At 71.9% G+C, this 20,081-nt stretch carries 18 protein-coding genes; 12 read left to right on the forward strand and 6 right to left on the reverse strand.

Annotated features, from left to right (window positions below):
* The first annotated feature begins 72 nt into the window (after window positions 1-72).
* The 3 genes from TNCT1_RS30225 (at window position 73) to TNCT1_RS30235 (ending at window position 3,639) form a co-directional block, all read left to right on the forward strand.
* On the forward strand, window positions 73-1,863 hold the full coding sequence (locus TNCT1_RS30225) for a DEAD/DEAH box helicase (RefSeq protein WP_143638413.1): 1,791 nt from the start codon (window positions 73-75) through the stop codon (window positions 1,861-1,863).
* A 300-nt stretch (window positions 1,864-2,163) separates the two neighbouring features.
* Entirely contained in the window at window positions 2,164-2,805 is a 642-nt protein-coding gene (locus tag TNCT1_RS30230) for an IclR family transcriptional regulator (protein WP_143638415.1), read from the forward strand.
* 42 nt (window positions 2,806-2,847) lie between these two features.
* Window positions 2,848-3,639: a S16 family serine protease gene (locus tag TNCT1_RS30235; RefSeq protein ID WP_143638417.1), complete on the forward strand. Its 792-nt coding sequence runs from the start codon at window positions 2,848-2,850 to the stop codon at window positions 3,637-3,639.
* A gap of 67 nt (window positions 3,640-3,706) precedes the next feature.
* Here TNCT1_RS30235 and TNCT1_RS30240 read toward each other — a convergent pair whose 3' ends face one another.
* Window positions 3,707-4,177 (reverse strand): Lrp/AsnC family transcriptional regulator, encoded by a 471-nt coding sequence (locus TNCT1_RS30240; RefSeq protein ID WP_143638419.1) that lies wholly within the window; start codon window positions 4,175-4,177, stop codon window positions 3,707-3,709.
* Window positions 4,178-4,300: 123 nt separating this feature from the next.
* Here TNCT1_RS30240 and hppD point away from each other — a divergent pair, with 123 nt between their 5' ends.
* Window positions 4,301-5,446, forward strand: coding sequence for a 4-hydroxyphenylpyruvate dioxygenase (gene hppD / locus TNCT1_RS30245; RefSeq protein WP_143638421.1), 1,146 nt, complete (start codon window positions 4,301-4,303; stop codon window positions 5,444-5,446).
* A 10-nt stretch (window positions 5,447-5,456) separates the two neighbouring features.
* Here the strand turns inward: hppD and TNCT1_RS30250 are convergent, their stop codons facing one another.
* The gene (locus TNCT1_RS30250; protein ID WP_143638423.1) at window positions 5,457-6,953 is read right to left on the reverse strand and encodes a lipopolysaccharide assembly protein LapB; all 1,497 of its coding nucleotides are present in this window, start codon (window positions 6,951-6,953) and stop codon (window positions 5,457-5,459) included.
* Between the two features lie 92 nt (window positions 6,954-7,045).
* On the opposite strand from TNCT1_RS30250, the gene TNCT1_RS30255 reads away from it, so the two are divergent.
* Window positions 7,046-8,452, forward strand: a complete 1,407-nt coding sequence (locus TNCT1_RS30255; RefSeq protein ID WP_143638425.1) for an FAD-binding oxidoreductase — start codon at window positions 7,046-7,048, stop codon at window positions 8,450-8,452.
* An 11-nt stretch (window positions 8,453-8,463) separates the two neighbouring features.
* On the opposite strand, the gene TNCT1_RS30260 is transcribed toward TNCT1_RS30255, so the two are convergent.
* Window positions 8,464-8,877 carry an SsgA family sporulation/cell division regulator gene (locus TNCT1_RS30260; protein WP_143638427.1) on the reverse strand — a complete coding sequence of 138 codons (414 nt, stop codon included), beginning with the start codon at window positions 8,875-8,877 and terminating at the stop codon, window positions 8,464-8,466.
* A gap of 233 nt (window positions 8,878-9,110) precedes the next feature.
* On the opposite strand from TNCT1_RS30260, the gene TNCT1_RS30265 reads away from it, so the two are divergent.
* Window positions 9,111-10,646 (forward strand): RDD family protein, encoded by a 1,536-nt coding sequence (locus TNCT1_RS30265; protein ID WP_143638429.1) that lies wholly within the window; start codon window positions 9,111-9,113, stop codon window positions 10,644-10,646.
* A gap of 83 nt (window positions 10,647-10,729) precedes the next feature.
* Window positions 10,730-11,530: an RDD family protein gene (locus tag TNCT1_RS30270; protein ID WP_143638431.1), complete on the forward strand. Its 801-nt coding sequence runs from the start codon at window positions 10,730-10,732 to the stop codon at window positions 11,528-11,530.
* A gap of 65 nt (window positions 11,531-11,595) precedes the next feature.
* Here TNCT1_RS30270 and TNCT1_RS30275 read toward each other — a convergent pair whose 3' ends face one another.
* Window positions 11,596-11,832: a hypothetical protein gene (locus TNCT1_RS30275; protein ID WP_143638433.1), complete on the reverse strand. Its 237-nt coding sequence runs from the start codon at window positions 11,830-11,832 to the stop codon at window positions 11,596-11,598.
* A 369-nt stretch (window positions 11,833-12,201) separates the two neighbouring features.
* On the opposite strand from TNCT1_RS30275, the gene TNCT1_RS30280 reads away from it, so the two are divergent.
* Together TNCT1_RS30280 and TNCT1_RS30285 are read left to right on the forward strand one after the other, a co-directional pair.
* A complete protein-coding gene (locus TNCT1_RS30280) occupies window positions 12,202-14,556 on the forward strand; it encodes an immune inhibitor A domain-containing protein (RefSeq protein ID WP_143638435.1) in 2,355 nt (784 codons plus the stop codon).
* Window positions 14,557-14,677: 121 nt separating this feature from the next.
* Entirely contained in the window at window positions 14,678-15,022 is a 345-nt protein-coding gene (locus tag TNCT1_RS30285) for a hypothetical protein (protein ID WP_143638437.1), read from the forward strand.
* A 123-nt stretch (window positions 15,023-15,145) separates the two neighbouring features.
* On the opposite strand, the gene TNCT1_RS30290 is transcribed toward TNCT1_RS30285, so the two are convergent.
* A complete protein-coding gene (locus TNCT1_RS30290) occupies window positions 15,146-15,739 on the reverse strand; it encodes a nicotinamidase (RefSeq protein ID WP_143638439.1) in 594 nt (197 codons plus the stop codon).
* Between the two features lie 104 nt (window positions 15,740-15,843).
* Window positions 15,844-17,190, reverse strand: coding sequence for a nicotinate phosphoribosyltransferase (locus tag TNCT1_RS30295; protein ID WP_143638441.1), 1,347 nt, complete (start codon window positions 17,188-17,190; stop codon window positions 15,844-15,846).
* A gap of 55 nt (window positions 17,191-17,245) precedes the next feature.
* On the opposite strand from TNCT1_RS30295, the gene clpS reads away from it, so the two are divergent.
* The 3 genes from clpS (at window position 17,246) to TNCT1_RS30310 (ending at window position 19,939) form a co-directional block, all read left to right on the forward strand.
* Complete coding sequence (clpS, locus tag TNCT1_RS30300; protein WP_143638443.1) at window positions 17,246-17,563, forward strand: ATP-dependent Clp protease adapter ClpS; 318 nt, start codon at window positions 17,246-17,248, stop codon at window positions 17,561-17,563.
* Window positions 17,564-17,574: 11 nt separating this feature from the next.
* Window positions 17,575-18,180 carry a DUF2017 domain-containing protein gene (locus tag TNCT1_RS30305; protein WP_143638445.1) on the forward strand — a complete coding sequence of 202 codons (606 nt, stop codon included), beginning with the start codon at window positions 17,575-17,577 and terminating at the stop codon, window positions 18,178-18,180.
* 340 nt (window positions 18,181-18,520) lie between these two features.
* Entirely contained in the window at window positions 18,521-19,939 is a 1,419-nt protein-coding gene (locus tag TNCT1_RS30310) for an amino acid permease (protein WP_143638447.1), read from the forward strand.
* Window positions 19,940-20,081: the final 142 nt, after the last annotated feature.

The following is a 20,081-nucleotide window of genomic DNA, read 5'->3' on the forward strand; positions in this document are numbered from 1 at the left end:
GAGACCGTGACTACCACCGCCCGCCCGTCACCCGCCGCCGCCCCCAACGGAGGGCCCGCCGGGCCCGCATCCATGACCGCTTCCTCCACGCACTCCCACCACCTCTCGCCGGCCTTCCCCGGCCGGGCTCCCTGGGGCACCGCCGGCAAGCTGCGTGCCTGGCAGCAGGGGGCGATGCAGAAGTACATCCAGGAGCAGCCGCGCGACTTCCTCGCCGTCGCCACGCCCGGCGCCGGCAAGACGACCTTCGCGCTGACCCTGGCCTCCTGGCTGCTGCACCACCACGTCGTGCAGCAGGTGACCGTGGTCGCGCCGACCGAGCACCTGAAGAAGCAGTGGGCCGAGGCCGCGGCCCGGATAGGCATCAAGCTCGACCCCGAGTACAGCGCGGGCCCGCTCGGCAAGGACTACGACGGCGTCGCCGTCACCTACGCGGGCGTCGGCGTCCGCCCGATGCTGCACCGCAACCGGGTCGAGCAGCGCAAGACCCTCGTGATCCTCGACGAGATCCACCACGCCGGTGACTCCAAGTCCTGGGGCGAGGCGTGTCTGGAGGCGTTCGAGCCCGCGACCCGGCGGCTGGCGCTGACCGGTACGCCGTTCAGGTCCGACACCAACCCGATCCCCTTCGTCACGTACGAGGAGGGACAGGACGGCATCCGGCGCTCCGCCGCCGACTACACCTACGGCTACGGCAACGCCCTCGCCGACCACGTCGTCCGGCCCGTCATCTTCCTCTCCTACAGCGGCAACATGCGCTGGCGCACCAAGGCCGGCGACGAGATCGCCGCCCGGCTCGGCGAGCCGATGACCAAGGACGCCGTCAGCCAGGCCTGGCGCACCGCCCTCGACCCGCGCGGCGAGTGGATGCCCAGCGTGCTGCGCGCCGCCGACCAGCGGCTGACCGAGGTCAGGAAGGGCATCCCGGACGCCGGAGCCCTGGTCATCGCCTCCGACCAGGAGTCCGCCCGCGCCTACGCCAAGCTCATCCGGGAGATCACCGGGACGAAGGCGACCCTCGTGCTGTCCGACGACGCCGGCGCCTCGAAACGGATCGACGACTTCAGCGGCGGCGACGACCGGTGGATGGTCGCGGTGCGCATGGTGTCCGAGGGCGTCGACGTGCCCCGGCTGGCGGTGGGCGTGTACGCCACCACCATCTCCACACCCCTGTTCTTCGCGCAGGCCGTCGGCCGCTTCGTGCGGTCCCGGCGGCGCGGCGAGACCGCGTCCGTGTTCCTGCCGACCGTGCCCGACCTGCTGACCTTCGCCAACGAGATGGAGAAGGAACGCGACCACGCCCTCGACAAGCCGAAGAAGGAGGGCGAGGAGGACCCGTACGCCGAATCCGAGAAGGAGATGGAGGAGGCGAACAAGCAGCAGGACGAGGACACCGGCGAGCAGGAGCAGTTCTCCTTCGAGGCGCTGGAGTCCGAGGCCGTCTTCGACCGGGTCCTCTACGACGGCGCCGAGTTCGGCATGCAGGCCCACCCGGGCAGCGAGGAGGAGCAGGACTACCTCGGCATCCCCGGCCTCCTGGAGCCCGACCAGGTGCAACTGCTGCTGCAGAAGCGGCAGGCCCGGCAGATCGCGCACAGCCGCAAGAAGCCGGACACCGAGGCCGACCTGCTGGAACTGCCCGCCGAACGCCGGCCGGTGGTCAGCCACAAGGAGATGATGGAGCTGCGCAAGCGGCTCAACACCCTGGTGAGCGCCTACGTCCACCAGAGCGGCAAGCCGCACGGTGTCATCCACACCGAGCTGCGCCGGGTGTGCGGGGGACCGCCCAGCGCGGAGGCCACGGCGGGGCAGCTGCGGCAGCGGATCGCCAAGGTGCAGGAGTGGGCCACCCGCATGAGGTAAAAGCTGCTGCGTGTGTGTACCTGCTGCGTGTGCGTATGGGGACGAATCCTGGCAGGCCGGATGCCGCACTGCCCGGATTCTGGACGGAGACTTCCGCTCAGCGAACCGGCTTCGCTACTGTCCCGCTACGCACACGCCCCGTGGCAGCGCCGCCGCGGAGCGCAGCCGTGAAGCGACATGGCCCGGAGCCGCCGGACCGTCCTGCCGACCGGCGGCCTCTGAAGCGCGTCGCCGTCGGGACTCGGTGTCGCATCCGTCGCTCCGGGGTCCGCCGACCTCACCGCCGAAGGAGTGGGCGTCGTGACCGCGGAGACCTCCCAGACGCTCGACCGGGGACTGCGTGTCCTCAAGCTGCTGGCCGACACCGACCACGGGCTGACCGTCACCGAGCTTTCCAACAAACTGGGCGTCAACCGGACCGTGGTGTACCGGTTGCTCGCCACGCTGGAGCAGCACGCGCTGGTACGGCGTGACCTCGGCGGGCGCGCCAGGGTCGGACTCGGGGTGCTGCGGCTCGGCCGGCAGGTGCATCCGCTGGTACGGGAGGCGGCGCTGCCCGCGCTGCGGTCGCTCGCCGACGACATCGGCGCGACGGCGCACCTGACGCTGGTGGACGGGACGGAGGCGCTGGCCGTCGCGGTGGTCGAGCCGACGTGGACGGACTACCACGTGGCCTACCGGGCCGGTTTCCGGCACCCGCTGGACCGGGGGGCCGCGGGCCGGGCGATCCTCTCCGCCCGGCAGTCGCCGCAGACCGACCCCGGTTACACCCTGACGCACGGGGAGCTGGAGGCGGGCGCCTGCGGGGCGGCGGCGCCGCTGGTCGGGGTCACGGGGGTCGAGGGCAGCGTGGGCGTGGTGATGCTGGCGGACGCCGTGCCGGAGCGGGTGGGACCGCGGGTGATGGACGCGGCCCGGGAGGTCGCGGAGGCCCTGCGCTGAGCTGTGGTGGGCCGCCACCGGGGGGTCACGTAGATTGAATGCGTGCTCTCACGTCTCACGCGTCCCCAGGCCGTCGCCGTCTGCGCCCTGCCCGTCGTGGCCCTGCTCGCCACGGCGGTGTTCGCGCCGCTGCCGTTCTCGGTGGCGCAGCCCGGGATGACGGCGGACGTGCTCGGCAAGAACCGGAGCACCCAGGTGATCACCGTCAAGGGCGCGCCGGTCCGCGAGACCGGCGGGCAGCTGCGGATGACGACCATCGAGGCGACCGGCCCGGACACCCGGGTGTCGCTCGCGGACGTGCTCGGCAACTGGTTCCGCACCGACCGGGCCGTGATGCCCCGGGACGCGGTCTACCCGAGCGGCAACTCCGTCAAGGAGATCGAGAAGTACAACGAGAAGCAGATGCGGCAGTCCCAGGACGCGGCAACCCGGGCGGCGCTCGACTACCTGGACCTGAGCCCCGACAAGGTCAAGGTGCGGCTGGAGCTCGCCGACGTCGGCGGGCCCAGCGCGGGGCTGCTGTTCACGCTGGGGATCATCGACACGCTGCACGGCGACGGCCACGGCGGCGACCTCACGGGCGGCCGCACCATCGCCGGGACGGGCACGATCGACGCCGCCGGCAAGGTCGGCGCGGTGGGCGGAGTGGCCCTGAAGACCCAGGCCGCCCGGCGGGACGGGGCCACCGTCTTCCTGGTGCCGAAGGCGGAGTGCGCCGACGCCAAGTCGGAACTGCCCAAGGGCCTGCGGCTGATCCCGGTGACCACGCTCAAGGGCGCGGTGAACTCCCTGGTGGCCCTGGAGAAGGGCGGGAGCGGGGTCCCGAGCTGCTAAGGCCTGTCTGACAAATCCCGCCGGGCCCCGGCCGGGCCGGCGCCGCGTCCCCGGTGCGGGCGCCGGCTCACTCGCCGGCGGCGGCCTGCTCCACCAGCGGGATGATCCGCAGCGGAACGGGGTTCTCCATGACGATCGCCGTGGAGGCCCGGACGATGCCGTCGAAGCCGACGACCAGGTCGATCACCCGCTGCAGGTCGGCGTTCGACCGTGCCACCAGCCGGCACAGCATGTCCCCGCTGCCGGTGGTGGTCAGCAGCTCCAGCACCTCCGGCACGGTCGTCAGGTGGGCTCGTACGTCGGCCCCCTGGCCCTGCCGGATCTGCAGCGTGGCGAACGCGGTGACCGGGTAGCCGAGGGCCGCCGGGTCCACCTGGGGGCCGAAACCGCGGATCACCCCGTTCGACTGCAGCCGGTCCAGCCGCGCCTGGACCGTGCCCCGGGCGACCCCGAGCCGCCGGGACATCTCCAGCACCCCGATCCGCGGTTCCCGCGCCAGCAGCACGATGATCCGGCCGTCCAGGCGATCGATCGCCACAGCACCTCCCGGGGATGGTCATCCTGTACAGAAAGCCCGCTGGTTCCGCCATCGTGCTGAACACATTGCCCAGCGATTACGCGAACTATTGCGCACCTTGCAGGCCGGGTCCACCCTTCCGCTATGACGCAGACCACAGACCACGCTCCCGACACCGCACGGCAGGCCGACCCCTTCCCGGTCAAGGGAATGGACGCGGTCGTCTTCGCCGTGGGCAACGCCAAGCAGGCCGCGCACTACTACTCCAGCGCCTTCGGCATGAAGCTGGTCGCCTACTCCGGACCGGAGAACGGCAGCCGGGAGACCGCGAGTTACGTGCTGGAGAACGGCTCGGCACGGTTCGTCCTCACCTCGGTGATCAAGCCGAGCACCCCCTGGGGCCACTTCATCGCCCAGCACGTGGCCGAGCACGGCGACGGCGTCGTCGACCTGGCCATCGAGGTGCCGGACGCGCGCGCCGCCCACGCCTACGCCGTCGAGCACGGCGCCCGCTCCGTCGCCGAGCCGTACGAGGTGAAGGACGAGCACGGCACCGTCGTCCTGGCCGCCATCGCCACCTACGGCGAGACCCGCCACACCCTGGTCGAGCGCACCGGCTACGACGGCCCGTACCTGCCCGGCTACGTGGCCGCCGAGCCGATCGTCGAGCAGCCCGCCCAGCGCACCTTCCAGGCCGTCGACCACTGCGTCGGCAACGTCGAGCTCGGCCGGATGAACGAGTGGGTCGAGTTCTACAACAAGGTCATGGGCTTCACGAACATGAAGGAGTTCGTGGGCGACGACATCGCCACCGAGTACAGCGCGCTGATGTCGAAGGTCGTCGCGGACGGCACCCTCAAGGTGAAGTTCCCGATCAACGAGCCCGCGATCGCCAAGAAGAAGTCCCAGATCGACGAGTACCTGGAGTTCTACGGCGGCGCCGGCGTCCAGCACATCGCGCTGAACACCAACGACATCGTGCAGACGGTGCGGACCATGCGCGCGGCCGGCGTCCAGTTCCTCGACACCCCGGACTCCTACTACGACACCCTCGGCGAGTGGGTCGGCGACACCCGGGTCCCGGTCGACACCCTGCGCGAGCTGAAGATCCTCGCCGACCGCGACGAGGACGGCTACCTGCTGCAGATCTTCACCAAGCCGGTCCAGGACAAGCCGACCGTGTTCTTCGAACTGATCGAGCGGCACGGCTCGATGGGCTTCGGCAAGGGCAACTTCAAGGCCCTGTTCGAGGCGATCGAGCGCGAGCAGGAGAAGCGCGGCAACCTGTAGCGGCGTCCCCTCAGGACACGTCGTCCGGCGGGGGCTCGTCGGAGACCTTCCCGAGCCCCCGCAGCGCCTCCCGTGCCCGCGGTGCCCCGAGCGGCGAGAAGTACGGGTTGATCCGCAGCGCCTCCTCCAGGTGCCGCCGGGCCGGCCCGTCCTTGCCCAGCTCGCGTTCGACCATGCCCCGGTGGAACGCGTACAGGGCGCTGATCACACCGCCGCCCTTCGCCTTGTCCGTGGCGATCGAGACGTAGGTCAGCGCCTCGGTCTCCTCTCCCGCCCGGTACAGCGCCCAGCCGAGGGCGTCGGCCACCTCGATCCCGGGCTGGCGCCGCCACTCCGCGCGCAGCCGCTTCACCGCGTCGTCCGCGTCGGCGTGGTCCGCCTCGAACTGCCCGGTCAGCAGCTCCTCGTCGACCCCGCCCGCCGCCGACCGCCGGACGCGCTCGCGCAGCACGCCGTAACTCCGCTCGGCGTCGTCGGACCGTTTCAGCGACTCCTGCAGCTCGCCCAGCTCCAGCGCGTCCCGCGGGTCCGGCCGCTTGGCGAGGGCGGCCCGGTACACGGCGACCGCCTCGTCGGCGCGGCCCAGCGCGGCCAGCGTCCGGGCCTTCCCGGACAGCGCCGCCCGCTGGTCGGGATCCAGCCGCAGGGCCGCCTCGAAGTGCCGCAGCGCGTCCTCCCGGTCGCCCCGCTCCCAGGCGAGCTGCCCCACCCCGGCCAGGTACGCGGCCTGTTCGGCGGGGGTCCGGGCGGCCGCCGCCGCGTCCGTCAGCTGGGCCACGGAGTCCTCGCGCCAGCCACGGTCCCGGTAGACGGCCGAGGCCCGCGCCATCACCGCCGGCCGGTCCGCCGCCGCGGTGCGCAGCCGCAGCAGCTTGTCCAGGGCGCCCCGGGCCGCCTCGTAGTCGCCGAGCCCGGTGTAGGCCTCGATCAGCGGCGGGTACGCCGGCCAGCTCTTCGGGGTCAGCTTCAGCGCCTGCTCGCCGTACCCCTTCGCCGCCGGGAAGTCCCGCCGCGCGTTCGCCAGCGCGGCCAGCCCGCCCAGCGCCGCCGCCCGTTCGGCCGGCCGGGTGCCGGCGGCGTCCAGCGCGGTCCGCAGCGCCCGTTCGGCCCGCGGATAGTCCGCCGCGTCGGCGGCCCGCCGCCCCCGCTGCACGTACGCCGCTCCCAGCACCGCCCAGGCCCGCGCGTCCCGCGGCCGCGCCCGCACCGCGCTCTCCTGCCGGCCGATGAGCGCCGCGAGGTCCGGCAGCGCGGCCGGGACGCCGGTGGTGACCGCGGCCGCCGTCAGCGCGGGCGCCTGCGCCCGCGGCCCCGCGGCGGGGGGCGCCGCCCGCCGCGGTGCCGCGGGCTCGTGCGGCAGCAGCATCAGCGCCCCGCCCGCGGCGGCCGAGCCCGCCAGCACGGTGACCAGCAGGCGCCGCAGCAGACGCCGGGAACGGCGCGGCGGAGGCGGCCCGGCCGCCGCGGACGGACCGGGGCCGGAGCTGCCGTACTGTCGGATCTCCATACGGTTCACTGTGCGGCAGTACGCCGGGCACATCCGGGTGGCCCAAGGGCGGCACGGACGGGGTTCACACCGATGGCCCCGGGTGTCACGCTGTGATCGTGAGCCGTATCGAAGCGCCCCGCGACGAAGTGACGAGCAACCTCACCGACCTGCTGCTGGCCGGCCTGCCGCCGGAGGCCGTGCTGACCGATCCCGACGTCACGGCCTCCTACGCAAACGACATGGCGAGCTTCTGCCCCTCCGGCGCCCCGGCCGTGGTCGTGCTGCCGCGCACCGTGGAGGAGGTGCGGCACGTCATGCGGACCGCGACCGAGCTGCGCGTCCCGGTCGTCCCGCAGGGCGCCCGCACAGGACTGTCCGGCGGCGCCAATGCCACCGACGGCTCCATCGTGCTGTCCCTGACGCGGATGGACCGGATCCTGGAGGTCAGCCCGGTCGACCGGATCGCCGTCGTCGAACCGGGCGTCGTCAACGCGGCGCTCTCCCGCGAGGTGGAGAAGTACGGCCTGTACTACCCGCCGGATCCCTCGAGCTGGGAGATGTGCACCATCGGCGGCAACATCGGCACGGCGTCCGGCGGCCTGTGCTGCGTGAAGTACGGGGTGACGGCCGAGTACGTGCTCGGCCTGGACGTCGTCCTCGCCGACGGCCGGCTGATGTCCACCGGCCGGCGCACCGCCAAGGGCGTCGCCGGCTACGACCTGACCCGGCTCTTCGTCGGCTCCGAGGGCTCCCTCGGCATCGTCGTGCGGGCCGTGCTGGCGCTGAAGCCGAAGCCGCCCCAGCAGCTCGTGCTGGCCGCCGAGTTCGCCTCCTCGGCCGCCGCCTGCGACGCCGTCTGCCGGATCATGGAGGGCGGGCACGTGCCGTCCCTCCTCGAACTGATGGACCGTACGACCGTCAAGGCGGTCAACGACCTCGCCCACATGGGCCTGCCGGAGACCACCGAGGCGCTGCTGCTCGCCGCGTTCGACACCCCGGACCCCGCCGCCGACCTCGCCGCCCTGGGCGCGCTGTGCGAGGCCGCCGGCGCCACCCAGGTGGTGCCCGCCGACGACGCCGCCGAGTCCGAACTCCTGCTGCAGGCCCGGCGGCTCTCGCTGACCGCGCTGGAGGCGGTCAAGGGCACGACGATGATCGACGACGTGTGCGTGCCCCGCTCGAAGCTCGGCGCGATGCTGGAGGGCGTCGAGCGGATCGCCGCGAAGTACGGCCTGACCATCGGCGTCTGCGCGCACGCCGGCGACGGCAACACCCACCCCACCGTCTGCTTCGACGCCCAGGACCCCGAGGAGTCCCGGCGGGCCCGCGAGTCCTTCGACGAGATCATGGCCCTGGGTCTGGAACTCGGCGGCACCATCACCGGCGAGCACGGAGTGGGCGTGCTCAAGAAGGAGTGGCTGGCCCGGGAGATCGGACCGGTCGGGGTGGAGATGCAGCGCGCGGTGAAGGGGGTCTTCGACCCGCTCGGCATCCTCAACCCGGGCAAGCTCTTCTGAGCCGCCGGGCCTCACCGGGCGAGCAGCTCGTCGAGTTCGTCGTCGATGCCCAGCCGCCCGTCCTCGGTGCCCGGCGGCACCGCCCGCAGCGTCCGCTCCAGCCACGCGGACACCGGCGTGGCCGGCAGCTCCAGCAGGGCGTCGCCGTCCGGCGAACTCAGCGCGACCAGGACGGCGCCGCGGTCCTCCGCCTTCGTCGGCCACACCCGCACGTCCCCGTGCCCGCACGGCCGGAACACCCCCTCCACCAGGAGCTCCCGGGCGAACGTCCACTCGACGGGGTGCTCGGAGTCGGTGTGGAAGGTGAGGTGCACGGCGTACGGGTCGCCGGACCGGTAACCGAGCCGGGCCGGCACCGGGACGCTGCGCCCGGGCGACAGGACGAGCTGGATCTCCAGCTCCCGTTCCACCACGGTCTGCTGCATGACCTGTGTTTCCTCTCTTCCGGGGCCGCTCGGACGTGGGCCCGCGCAGGGGGAGAGGGGACAGGGGCGCGGCCATTACGCGGGTCCGGGGAAGTTTCCCCGATCCGGTGCGCGGATCCGTGCACGCCGTTGCCCGGAAAGGGGTGGGTACGGCGGGACTGGCGGTGCGGGATGCCCCGGTCTGATAGATGTGGAGCCCCTTACCACCCCCGAGCAGATACGGGACGACGGACATGAGCGCCCCAACCCCGGCCCCCGGTGACGACAGGCCCCGCGAGGGCTACTACCCGGACCCGTCCATCCCCGGTTACGTCCGGTACTGGAACGGCGCCTCCTGGGTGCCGGGCACCAGCCGGCCGGCGCCGCGGGACGGTGAACCGCTCGCTCCGCCGCCCGGGTTCAGCCCGGCGGTCCCGGCCGTGGAGGAGACGGGCCCGCACTTCTTCGACGAGGACCCGCAGCCGGAGCCCGCGGGGGAGTGGTCCGGCGGTTCGCAGGCGTCCGCCTGGGGCGCCGACCCGAGGGTCCCCGCCGACCCCCCGTCCCAGCCGGCCGGGCACGCGGCCCGTACCGACGGCACGGCGTCGATCCCGCCGGCCGACGACGAGCCCGACCCCAGCGGCACCTTCATCTTCCGGCGTCCGGTCCCCGGCCCCGCCGCCGTCCAGGACTCCGGCACCATGACCTTCCGTCAGGTGCCGGGCCAGGAGCCGAACCCCGCCCGGGGCGGGCGGTCCGGCGCGTCCGCCGGCCCGCACGCGGGCGGCGCCCCCGGTTTCGGACCGGCCGCCACGGGACCCGGAGCCCCGGGCCATGGAGCCCCTGGCCCCGGTGCGGCCTCCGGTGCCTTCAACCCCCAGGGGCCGGCCGTGGCGCCGCAGGCGGGGCCGGCTGGTCCCGCCGGCACCGGTGCCCAGGGCCCGGCCGGGGGTCCCGGCTTCGGCGCCGGGAAGGCCGCCGCCGCGCGTGCGGGCGCGCAGTCCCCGCAGGGGTCCCAGCCCCCGGCGGCCGCGGCCCCCGCCGTGCCCCAGCAGGCGGCCTCCCCGCAGACCGCACCGCGGCAGACGGGACATCAGCAGGCCGCGCCCCAGCAGGCCGTTCCCCACCAGTCGGCGCCCGGGCGGTCCGCCGGGTCCGGCACCCCGCTGACCGCCGGGCCGGGCGGCGGCCAGGCCTCCTGGCCCCAGCAGGTGCACCGGCTGGCCGGGGGATCGGACGAGCAGCCCGTGGCGCCGTGGAAGCCGCCGGTCGACGACGTGTTCCAGGCCGCGGCCCGCCGGCAGGCCGCGGCCCGCCCGGCCGGCCTCGGCAAACGCCTCGCGGCCCGGCTGGTCGACAACCTGGTCGTCGGCGCCGTCACCGCGGCCGCCGCCGTGCCGCTGGGCACCCGGGCGGCCGACCACATCCAGGACAAGATCGACGAGGCCAGGCTGTCCGGCCGTACCGTCACCGTCTGGCTGATCGACGGCACGACCGGCACCGCGCTCGCCATCGTCGTCGGCATCCTGCTCGTCTTCGGCGTGCTGTACGAGGTGCTGCCCACCGCCAGGTGGGGCCGTACGCTCGGCAAGAAGCTGTGCGGGATCGAGGTCCGGGACATCGAGGCGCACGAGCCTCCCGCGTTCGGCGCGGCCCTGCGCCGCTGGCTGGTCTACAGCGTTCCCGGCCTGCTCGGGATCGGGCTGATCGGCGTGCTGTGGGGCCTGTTCGACCGGCCCTGGCGCCAGTGCTGGCACGACAAGGCGGCCCACACCTTCGTCGCGGACTGACGGCTGCCCCGTACCTCGTACCCCGTACCCCGTACGGCCGTCCGCCGGGTGCGGAGCCGGTGCGTTCGCGGTCCACTCGGGCCATGAGCAGTGAACCGCCCCCCGGCTCCGGAGCCGAGCCTCCCGAGGACGACCCGTTCCAGAAGCGGCCCCCGTCGGACCCGGGGAGGACGGGCTCGCCGTACGACACCCCGCCCGGCGACCGGCAGCCCCCGCCGCCCGGCGGACAGCCGCCCCCGGGCGAGGGCGGGCAGCCCCCGCCGCACTGGGGCGGACAGCAGCCGCCCCCCTACGGCGGCGGTGAGCCCCACGGCGGCGGCCCCTACGGAGGCGGACCCCCCGGCGCAGGCGGCCCCTACGGCGCGGGCGGCCCCTACGGGGGAGGAGGTCCCTACGGCGGCGGCCCGTACGGCGGCCACGCCGACCCGCTCGCCGGCATGCCCCCGCTCGCCGAAAACGGCAGGCGCACCCTCGCCCGCATCATCGACATGATCCTCGTGGGCATCGCCGTCTGGCTGGTCACCTGGCCCCTCGGCGTGCACCAGTACGACGTGAACGGCAACCGGGCCGAGGTCGGCCGGTCGCTCTGGCAGTCGTTGGTCGCCGCGGTCCTCTACGTCGCCTACGACACGATCCTGATCGCCAGGTCGGGGCAGACCCTGGGCAAGAAGTGGCTCGGGATGCGGGTGGCCAACCTGAACGACGGCGCCACGCCCTCGACGCAGACCTCGCTGATCCGCGCCCTGGTGCTGTGGCTGCCGTTCGCCTTCTGCTGCGCCTGCGTCTGGACGGTGATCTGCGGCGGCTGGAGCTACTTCGACAAGCCGTACAAGCAGGGGCTGCACGACAAGGCCGCCAAGACGGTGGAGGTCAGCACCCGCTGAGGGACGCGGGGCGGCGAGCGGCGGATCCGTGGACGCCACGGATCCGCCGCTCGCGTGTGCGTCGTTCAGAGCCTGGTCGGGACCCGCTCGCCCTCCCGCGCCGGCTCGGCCGGCCGCTCGGCGGCGCGCGCCCCCGGCAGGGGGACCGTCATCGCGACGAGCAGCCCCAGGGCCAGCGCGGCCAGGGCGATGACAGAGACCGCGAGGCCGGAACTCGCCTGGGACAGCAGCAGCATGGCGAGTGTCGACAGGATCACGGTGCACGAACCGTAGGCGAGCTGTGCGGCGGTCGGACGAGGCATGGCAATCGTGTCCTCGGAAACATCTCGGGGGATTCGGGGTGCCGTTCGACTCTCTTCGCGGTGCATGCCCGAGCCGCGCGCCCGGTAAGCATGACCTAACCCACAGTACCGGTGCACAGGGGGCGCACGGAGTCATGGGTCCGGCAAGCGGACGGTCCCACGCGCCCGTCGGCCGACACCCCGAGGCGTTCGTAAAGCGAACCTCGTCTCCGCATAGTGCACTTGTCCTGCTCAAGTCAAGGTCTGTTTTTTCTTCTAAACCTCTAGTCAAATTACGTCACTTGATACACGCGTTGAACGTGCGCGCACGGAACTCTCCATGAACCGGGAACCCCCTGTCCGTGCGCGCGGCGCGGGGGAGGAACTCAAGTGACCAGCAGACCCTGGACGTTCAGAGTCGCCGCCATCGGTGTGGCGCTCGCGACGGCCTCCGCCACCTACGCGACCTTCGCGGTCGCCGAGGCGAGCACCCAGCCCTCGTCGGCAGCCGCGAACCGGCACGACCCGGCCCCGGTGAACCAGAAGGCCCACGACCTCGACGGCCCGCTGAGCAAGACGCAGCGCGCCCAGCGTCAGGAGGCCCTGAACCAGCTCATAGCGGGCAAGGCGAAGGCCAAGGACCGCAACGGCTCGAAGGTCGTCCAGCTCAAGAGCAAGAAGGGCGACAGCAAGTACGTCGAGCTGAGCCGGGAGAAGACCGACAAGATCTTCACCATCCTGGTGGAGTTCGGCGACCAGACGGACCCGCGGTACGGCGGCACCGCCGGCCCGCTGCACAACACGATCGCCAAGCCGGACCGCAAGAAGGACAACTCCACGGCCTGGCAGCAGGACTACAACCAGAAGCACTTCCAGAACCTCTACTTCGGCACCGGCTCGAAGACGGAGTCGCTGAAGAAGTACTACGAGAAGCAGTCCTCGGGCCGCTACTCCGTGGACGGCGAGGTCTCGGACTGGGTCAAGGTCCCTTACAACGAGGCCCGTTACGGCAACAACGCCTGCGGCCAGACCAACTGCTCCAGCGTGTGGAACGTCGTCCGCGACGGCCTCAACGCCTGGGTCGCCGACCAGAAGAAGGCCGGCAAGTCCGACGCCGACATCAAGGCGGACCTGGCCAAGTACGACCAGTGGGACCGCTACGACTACGACGGCGACGGCAACTTCAACGAGCCCGACGGCTACGTCGACCACTTCCAGCTCGTGCACGCCGGTGAGGACGAGTCCGCGGGCGGCGGCGCCCAGGGCACGGACGCCATCTGGGCGCACCGCTGGTACGCCTTCGGCACCGACGCCGGCGCCACCGGCCCGAGCGACAACAAGCTCGGCGGCACGCAGGTCGGCGACACCGGTGTCTGGGTCGGCGACTACACCATCCAGCCGGAGAACGGCGGCCTCGGTGTCTTCGCCCACGAGTACGGCCACGACCTCGGTCTGCCGGACGAGTACGACACCGCCGGCGGCGACAACTCCACCGGCTTCTGGACGCTGATGTCCTCCGGTTCCTGGCTGGGAACCGGCAAGGAGGCCATCGGCGACATGCCGGGCGACATGAACGCCTGGGACAAGCTGCAGCTCGGCTGGCTGAACTACGACACCGCCAAGGCGGGCGTGAAGTCGTGGCACAAGCTGGGCGTCGCCGAGTACAACACCAAGTACCGCCAGGCGCTGGTGGTCTCGCTGCCGAAGAAGGCCGTGAAGACCGAGATCGTCACCCCGGCCGAGGGCGCCACCCAGTGGTGGAGCGGCAGCGGCGACGACCTCAAGAACACGCTGACCCGTTCCGTGGACCTCACGGGCAAGAAGTCCGCCACCCTCTCGCTCGACGGCTGGTACGACATCGAGTCCGAGTACGACTTCCTCTACACCGAGGTGTCGACCGACGGCGGCGCCAACTGGACCGCGATCGACGGCACGGTGGACGGCCAGCCCATCCCGCGTGACGCCTCCGACAAGCCGGCCCTGACCGGCACGGTCGCCGGCTACAAGAAGCTGTCGTACCCGCTGGACGCCTACGCCGGCCAGAACATCCAGCTCCGCTTCCGCTACCAGACCGACGGCGGCGTGGCCCTGAAGGGCTTCACGGCCGACGAGATCACGGTGACCGCCGACGGCACGCCGGTGTTCTCCGACAACGCCGAGTCCGCGGACCCCGCTTGGACCGCCAACGGCTTCTCCCGCGTCGGCGCGTCCTTCACCAGGGACTACAGCCAGTACTACATCGCCGAGAACCGCCAGTACGTGTCGTACGACAAGACCCTCAAGGTCGGCCCGTACAACTTCGGCTTCTCGTCGCGCCCGGACTGGGTGGAGCACTACCCGTACCAGAACGGCCTGCTGATCTGGAAGTGGGACACCTCCCAGGCGGACAACAACACCAACGTCAACAGCCACCCGGGCACCGGTCTGATCCTGCCCGTGGACGCGCACTACAAGGCGCTGAAGTGGTCCGACGGCACGCTGCTGCGCAACCGGATCCAGGCCTACGACTCGCCGTTCAGCCTGGACGCCACGGACGGCATCACGCTGCACAAGGCCGACAAGGCGCTCAAGATCAAGTCGCAGAAGGGTGTGCCGGTCTTCAACGACCACACCAGCACCTACTACGACCCGGCGAACCCGACCGGTGGCGTCAAGATCACTGACACCAACACCAAGATCAAGATCGTCAAGCAGGCCCACGGCGGCTCGACGATCGACCTCGAGGTCGGCCCGGCGGTGAAGTAGCGGATATATCCGCAGGTCAAAAGCGTATCGGCGGTGACCCCCTGGCGGGTCGCCGCCGATCGTGTTTAGGTGCGTCCTGTGGATCGCTTATTGACACCGACCGGAACGGGGATGTGACCGCATGGCCGCAGGAGGCTTCAGCAAACTGCCGAACGGCACGGTGGTGGTGGCACTCAACCTGCCCAGCCCCAGCCCGGCCGGCGGCCCCGCCGGGGTGCGCGTCCTGGTGCACGCCCAGAACCGCGCCCGAGCCCTGACCAGGCTGCGCAACCTGGGCCTGCGCGCGATCTACCTGCGCGGCAACACCGCCCCGCCGACCCCGGACGAGATCACGGCGGTGCTGCACCACCCCGACGGCCTCATATGGCGCACGGCACCGGACGGCGGTGTCGCGGTGACCGAGCTGTGGCACCCGATCCGCGCCCTGCTGCGCACACCCGCCCCCGCCGTGGCCCGGCGCGGCTGAGCCCGCCCCCGGGCGCACGTCGTCGGGTACGCCCAGGTACATCCAGTACCACGGCGGCCCTCCGCCTCGCGATGCGCGGCACCGGACGCTGCGGGCTGATCCGGCGCGAATGCCGGACGGCTCCTAGCCGCCGACCACCGGCTTGCCGGTGAGTTCCACCCCGGCCGCGCGCAGCTCCTCCAGGGCCCGCTCCGTGGTCTGCGGGGCGACGCCCGCGGTCAGGTCCAGCAGGACCTGGGTGCGGAAGCCCTCGCGGGCCGCGTCCAGCGCGGTGGCCCGGACGCAGTGGTCGGTGGCTATGCCGACCACGTCCACCTCGTCGATGTGCCGGGCGCGCAGCCACTCGGCCAGCGGGACGCCGTTCTCGTCGGCGCCCTCGAAGCCGCTGTAGGCGGCCGCGTACGCGCCCTTGTCGAAGACCGCGTCCACCGCGCCGGAGGCGACGGCCGGTGCGAAGTTCGGGTGGAAGCCGACCCCCTCGGTGCCCGCGACGCAGTGCGCGGGCCAGGAGTGGACGAAGTCGGGGTCGTCGGCGAAGTGACCGCCGGGCGCGATGTGGTGGTCGCGGGTGGCCACCACATGGCGGTAGCCGGTGCCCGCCGCCTGCCCGATCAGCTCGGTGACGGCGGCGGCCACGTCGGCGCCGCCGGTGACCGCCAGGCTGCCTCCCTCGCAGAAGTCGTTCTGCACGTCTACGACGATCAAGGCGCGGCGCATGGTGGGTGTCCTTCGACTGTCCGGTTGAGTAACTGAGCCTAGAGACTTCACGGTCCCCGCGGGAGGGGGCCGACGGACGGGGGAGCGAACGGTCTGTCCTGCTTCTAGCTACCCGACCCGCCCTGCACGTACTCCGTCGGGAGCACGGGCTCGCCCCGGGAGAGCTGCGTGGCGGACAGCGGCAGCGCGCCGCGTGCCGCGATGTGCCGCTCGCGCGCCACGTCCAGCGGCTCGCGCGCGGCGACCTCGCCGTTCTCGATCAGCCGCACCAGGAGCTGCCGTCCGGCCAGCTCGGCGGGGACCGGCCCGGTGCCGACGACCTCGGCCTCCGCGATCCCGTCCCGGTCCAGCCGGCGCGCCGCCCACTTGCGGCCGCCGACGGAGGTCTTGCCCCCGGTGGACTTCTTCGCCACCGGCACCATCGGCGCCGCCGGATCGGCGGACTCGGCCCGGGCGACCAGCTTGTAGACCATCGAGCAGGTCGGGTGCCCGGAGCCGGTGACGAGCTGGGTGCCGACGCCGTACGCGTCCACCGGCGCCGCCGCGAGCGAGGCGATGGCGTACTCGTCCAGGTCGGAGGTGACGACGATCTTCGTGCCGGTCGCGCCCAGCTCGTCGAGCTGCTGCCGCACCCGGTGCGCGACGAGCAGCAGGTCCCCGGAGTCGATGCGCACCGCGCCCAGCTCCGGACCGGCCACCTCCACCGCCGTGCGGACGGCCGCGGCGACGTCGTAGGTGTCCACCAGGAGCGTGGTGCCCCGGCCGAGGGAGTCGACCTGGGCCTGGAAGGCGTCCCGCTCCCGGTCGTGCAGCAGGGTGAAGGCGTGCGCCGAGGTGCCGACGGTCGGGATGCCGTACCGGAAGCCGGCCGCGAGGTCGGAGGTGGTCGCGAAGCCGCCGACGTAGGCGGCCCGGGAGGCGGCCACGGCGGCCAGCTCGTGGGTGCGGCGGGCGCCCATCTCGATCAGCGGCCGGTCACCGGCCGCCGAGGCCATCCGGGACGCGGCGGCCGCGATCGCCGAGTCGTGGTTGAGGATCGAGAGGATCACCGTCTCCAGCAGCACGCACTCGGCGAAGGAGCCCTCGACCCGCAGGATCGGCGAGCCCGGGAAGTACACCTCGCCCTCGGGGTAACCCCACACGTCACCGCTGAAGCGGTAGCCGGCGAGCCACTTCAGGGTCTCCTCGTCGACGATGCCGTGCTGCCGCAGGAAGCCGAGGAGGTCCTCGTCGAAGCGGAAGTTCTCGACCGCGTCCAGCACGCGTCCGGTGCCCCCCACCACGCCGTAGCGGCGACCCGGGGGCAGCCGCCGGGTGAAGACCTCGAAGACGCTGCGCCGCTCGGCCGTACCGGCCTTCAGCGCGGCCTGCAGCATCGTCAGCTCGTACTGGTCCGTGAAGAGCGCCGTCGAGGGAACGTCCACCGGCAGCCCAAGGTCCGCTGTGTTCATGGCAGGATCGTACCCCCATTTCGTCAGTGTGACGAATACTGGCCCGCGTGGCAGCATGGGCTGTGTGACGTCACCCGCGCCCGTAGAGATCGAACGCACCGAGTCGGCGGAGGAGGTCTTCGCCGTACCCGAGCCCGACGTCCCCTGGATCACGATCGTGCACAACGACCCGGTCAACCTCATGAGCTATGTGACCTACGTGTTCCAGACCTACTTCGGCTACCCGAAGGACAAGGCCACCAAGCTCATGCTCGACGTCCACCACAAGGGCCGGGCGGTCGTCTCCAGCGGCACTCGCGAGGAGATGGAACGCGACGTGCAGGCGATGCACGGCTACGGACTGTGGGCCACCCTCCAGCAGGACCGGAAGTAGCGATCCCCTCCATGCCCGGAACCTTCGAACCGATTCCCGGCGGCGGCGCGGCCGTCGCGCTCGACGACGTCGAGATCTCCATCATCCGGTCGCTGGCCGTGCAGCTCCTCGAGCTCATCGGCCCCGGCCCCGCCGAGGACGCAGGCGGCGACCCGCTGGCCGAGCTGTTCGCCGAGGGGCCGAGCGAGCCGCCCGCCGACCCGGTCCTCAGGCGGCTCTTCCCCGACGCCTACGGCGACCCGGAGCGGGCGCCCGCCTCCCCGGCCGAGGCGGAGGAGCGACAGGCGCACTCCGCCGAGTTCCGCCGCTACACCGAGAACGACCTGCGCGCCGGCAAGCGGGAGAACGCTCTCGCGGTCATCCGCACCCTCGACGCGCTGAACGCGGCGGATGCCGGCGGGGCGGTCCTCAAGCTCACCCCGGACGAGTCGCGCTGGTGGCTCGGCGCCCTCAACGACCTCCGCCTGGCGATCGGCGCCCGGCTGGAGATCACCGACGAGGACGACACCGAGCTGCTCTACGGGCTGCCGGACGACGACCCGCGCAAGCCGATGGTGATGGCCTATCTGTGGCTCGGCGGGCTCCAGGAAACCCTCGTGACGACCTTGATGCCCTGATCATCCTGATTTCGTGTTCGCTCAAAGGACACTCAAATCCGGATAACGATCGCGTCACCGTGGTGGCCGGTTTTCACGCGTTCGAGCGCTCTTTGTCCGCTTCTTCCTGTGTGGTGCGTCACAACCGCCCCCTGTGCCCAATATTGCGGCCGTGATAAATCTTCACGACCGCCCGGCCGACACCACCCATGTCCGGCCGGGTGCGCCACCGAGCCGGCAACCGCCGGCCAGGCACGGGCGGGTTCCCGAAACCCCGCCCAACTCCATCATCCGGGGGGATCGAAACCCGATCCGGGGCCGACGAAAGGTCCGGGTCGGCATGGAGAAAGGCGCACCACACATGGCCTCCGAGAGGGTCACAGAAGCCCCCGAAGAGGGGTACGAGCGCGGGCTCGGCAGCCGTCAGGTCCAGATGATCGCCATCGGCGGCGCCATCGGCGTCGGCCTGTTCCTGGGCGCCGGGGCGAACATCGCCAAGGCGGGCCCCAGTCTCATCCTCATGTACGCGCTCGCGGGCGCGATCATCTTCTTCATCATGCGGGCCCTGGGCGAGCTGCTGCTCTACCGCCCCGTCTCCGGCTCCTTCGCCGAGTACTCCCGTGAGTTCCTCGGCCCGTTCTTCGGCTTCTTCACCGGCTGGACGTACTGGCTGATGTGGGTGGTCACCGGCATGGCCGAGCTGACGGCCGCGGCCATCTACGTCAACTACTGGTTCCCGGCCGTCCCGCAGTGGGTCACGGCCCTGGTCTTCCTCGTCGTCCTGTTCGTGGCCAACCTGATCTCGGTCAAGCTGTTCGGCGAGATCGAGTTCTGGTTCTCCATGGTCAAGGTCACCGCCCTGATCGGCATGATCGTGATCGGCCTCGGCGTGCTCACCTTCGGCTTCAGCGCCGCCGGCGACACCGCGCACGTGGCGAACCTCTGGCAGTTCGACGGCTTCTTCCCGAAGGGCGTCGGCTCCTCGCTGATGACCCTGCAGGGCGTGATGTTCGCCTACCTCGCCGTCGAGCTGGTCGGCGTCACCGCGGGCGAGTCCGAGAACCCCGAGAAGACCCTGCCGAAGGCGATCAACACCCTGCCCTGGCGCATCGCCCTGTTCTACGTCGGCGCCCTGACCGTCATCCTCTGCGTGGTCAAGTGGACCGAATTCGCCGAGGGCGTCAGTCCCTTCGTGAAGGCGTTCGCGGTCATCGGCATCCCGGCCGGCGCGGGCATCGTCAACTTCGTGGTGCTCACCGCGGCCCTGTCCTCCTGCAACTCGGGCATGTACTCCACCGGCCGCATGCTGCGCACCCTGGCCGACAACGGCGAGGCCCCGCGGGCCTTCGGCAAGCTGTCGGCCAGCAAGACCCCGGCGCTCGGCATCACCGTCTCGGTGCTCTTCATGGGCATCGGCGTGGTCCTGAACTACGTCGTCCCGGAGAAGGCCTTCGGCTACGTCACCTCCGTCGCCACCGCGGCCGGCATCTGGACCTGGCTGATGATCCTGGTCAGCCACGTCATCTACCGCCGCGCGGTCGTCGCGGGCCGGCTGCCCGCCTCCTCCTTCCCGGCGCCGGGCGGCGCGGTGTGCTCCTACATCGCCATCGTGTTCCTGCTCTTCGTCACCGGCCTGATCGCCTACGACGCCGACTCCCGGGTCTGCCTCTACGTGATGGCGGGCTGGGCGGTCGCGCTCGGCATCGGCTGGATGGTCCTGAAGTCCCGCGCCCCGCAGATCGCGGACCGCGACGAGCGGACGTACGAGAAGGTCGGCTGACCGCCTAGGAGAAACCTTCCCCCAGGATGTCCGGCCGCCGGGAGTACTCGTGGCAGTCCCGGCCGCCACCGCTCAGGGCGTCCACCATGTGGGCCGCCCCGTACCGGACCTCGGTACGGGGCGGCCCGTCCGCCTATCCTGG

It is taken from the genome of Streptomyces sp. 1-11, assembly GCF_007176755.1.
GTDB lineage: Bacteria > Actinomycetota > Actinomycetes > Streptomycetales > Streptomycetaceae > Streptomyces.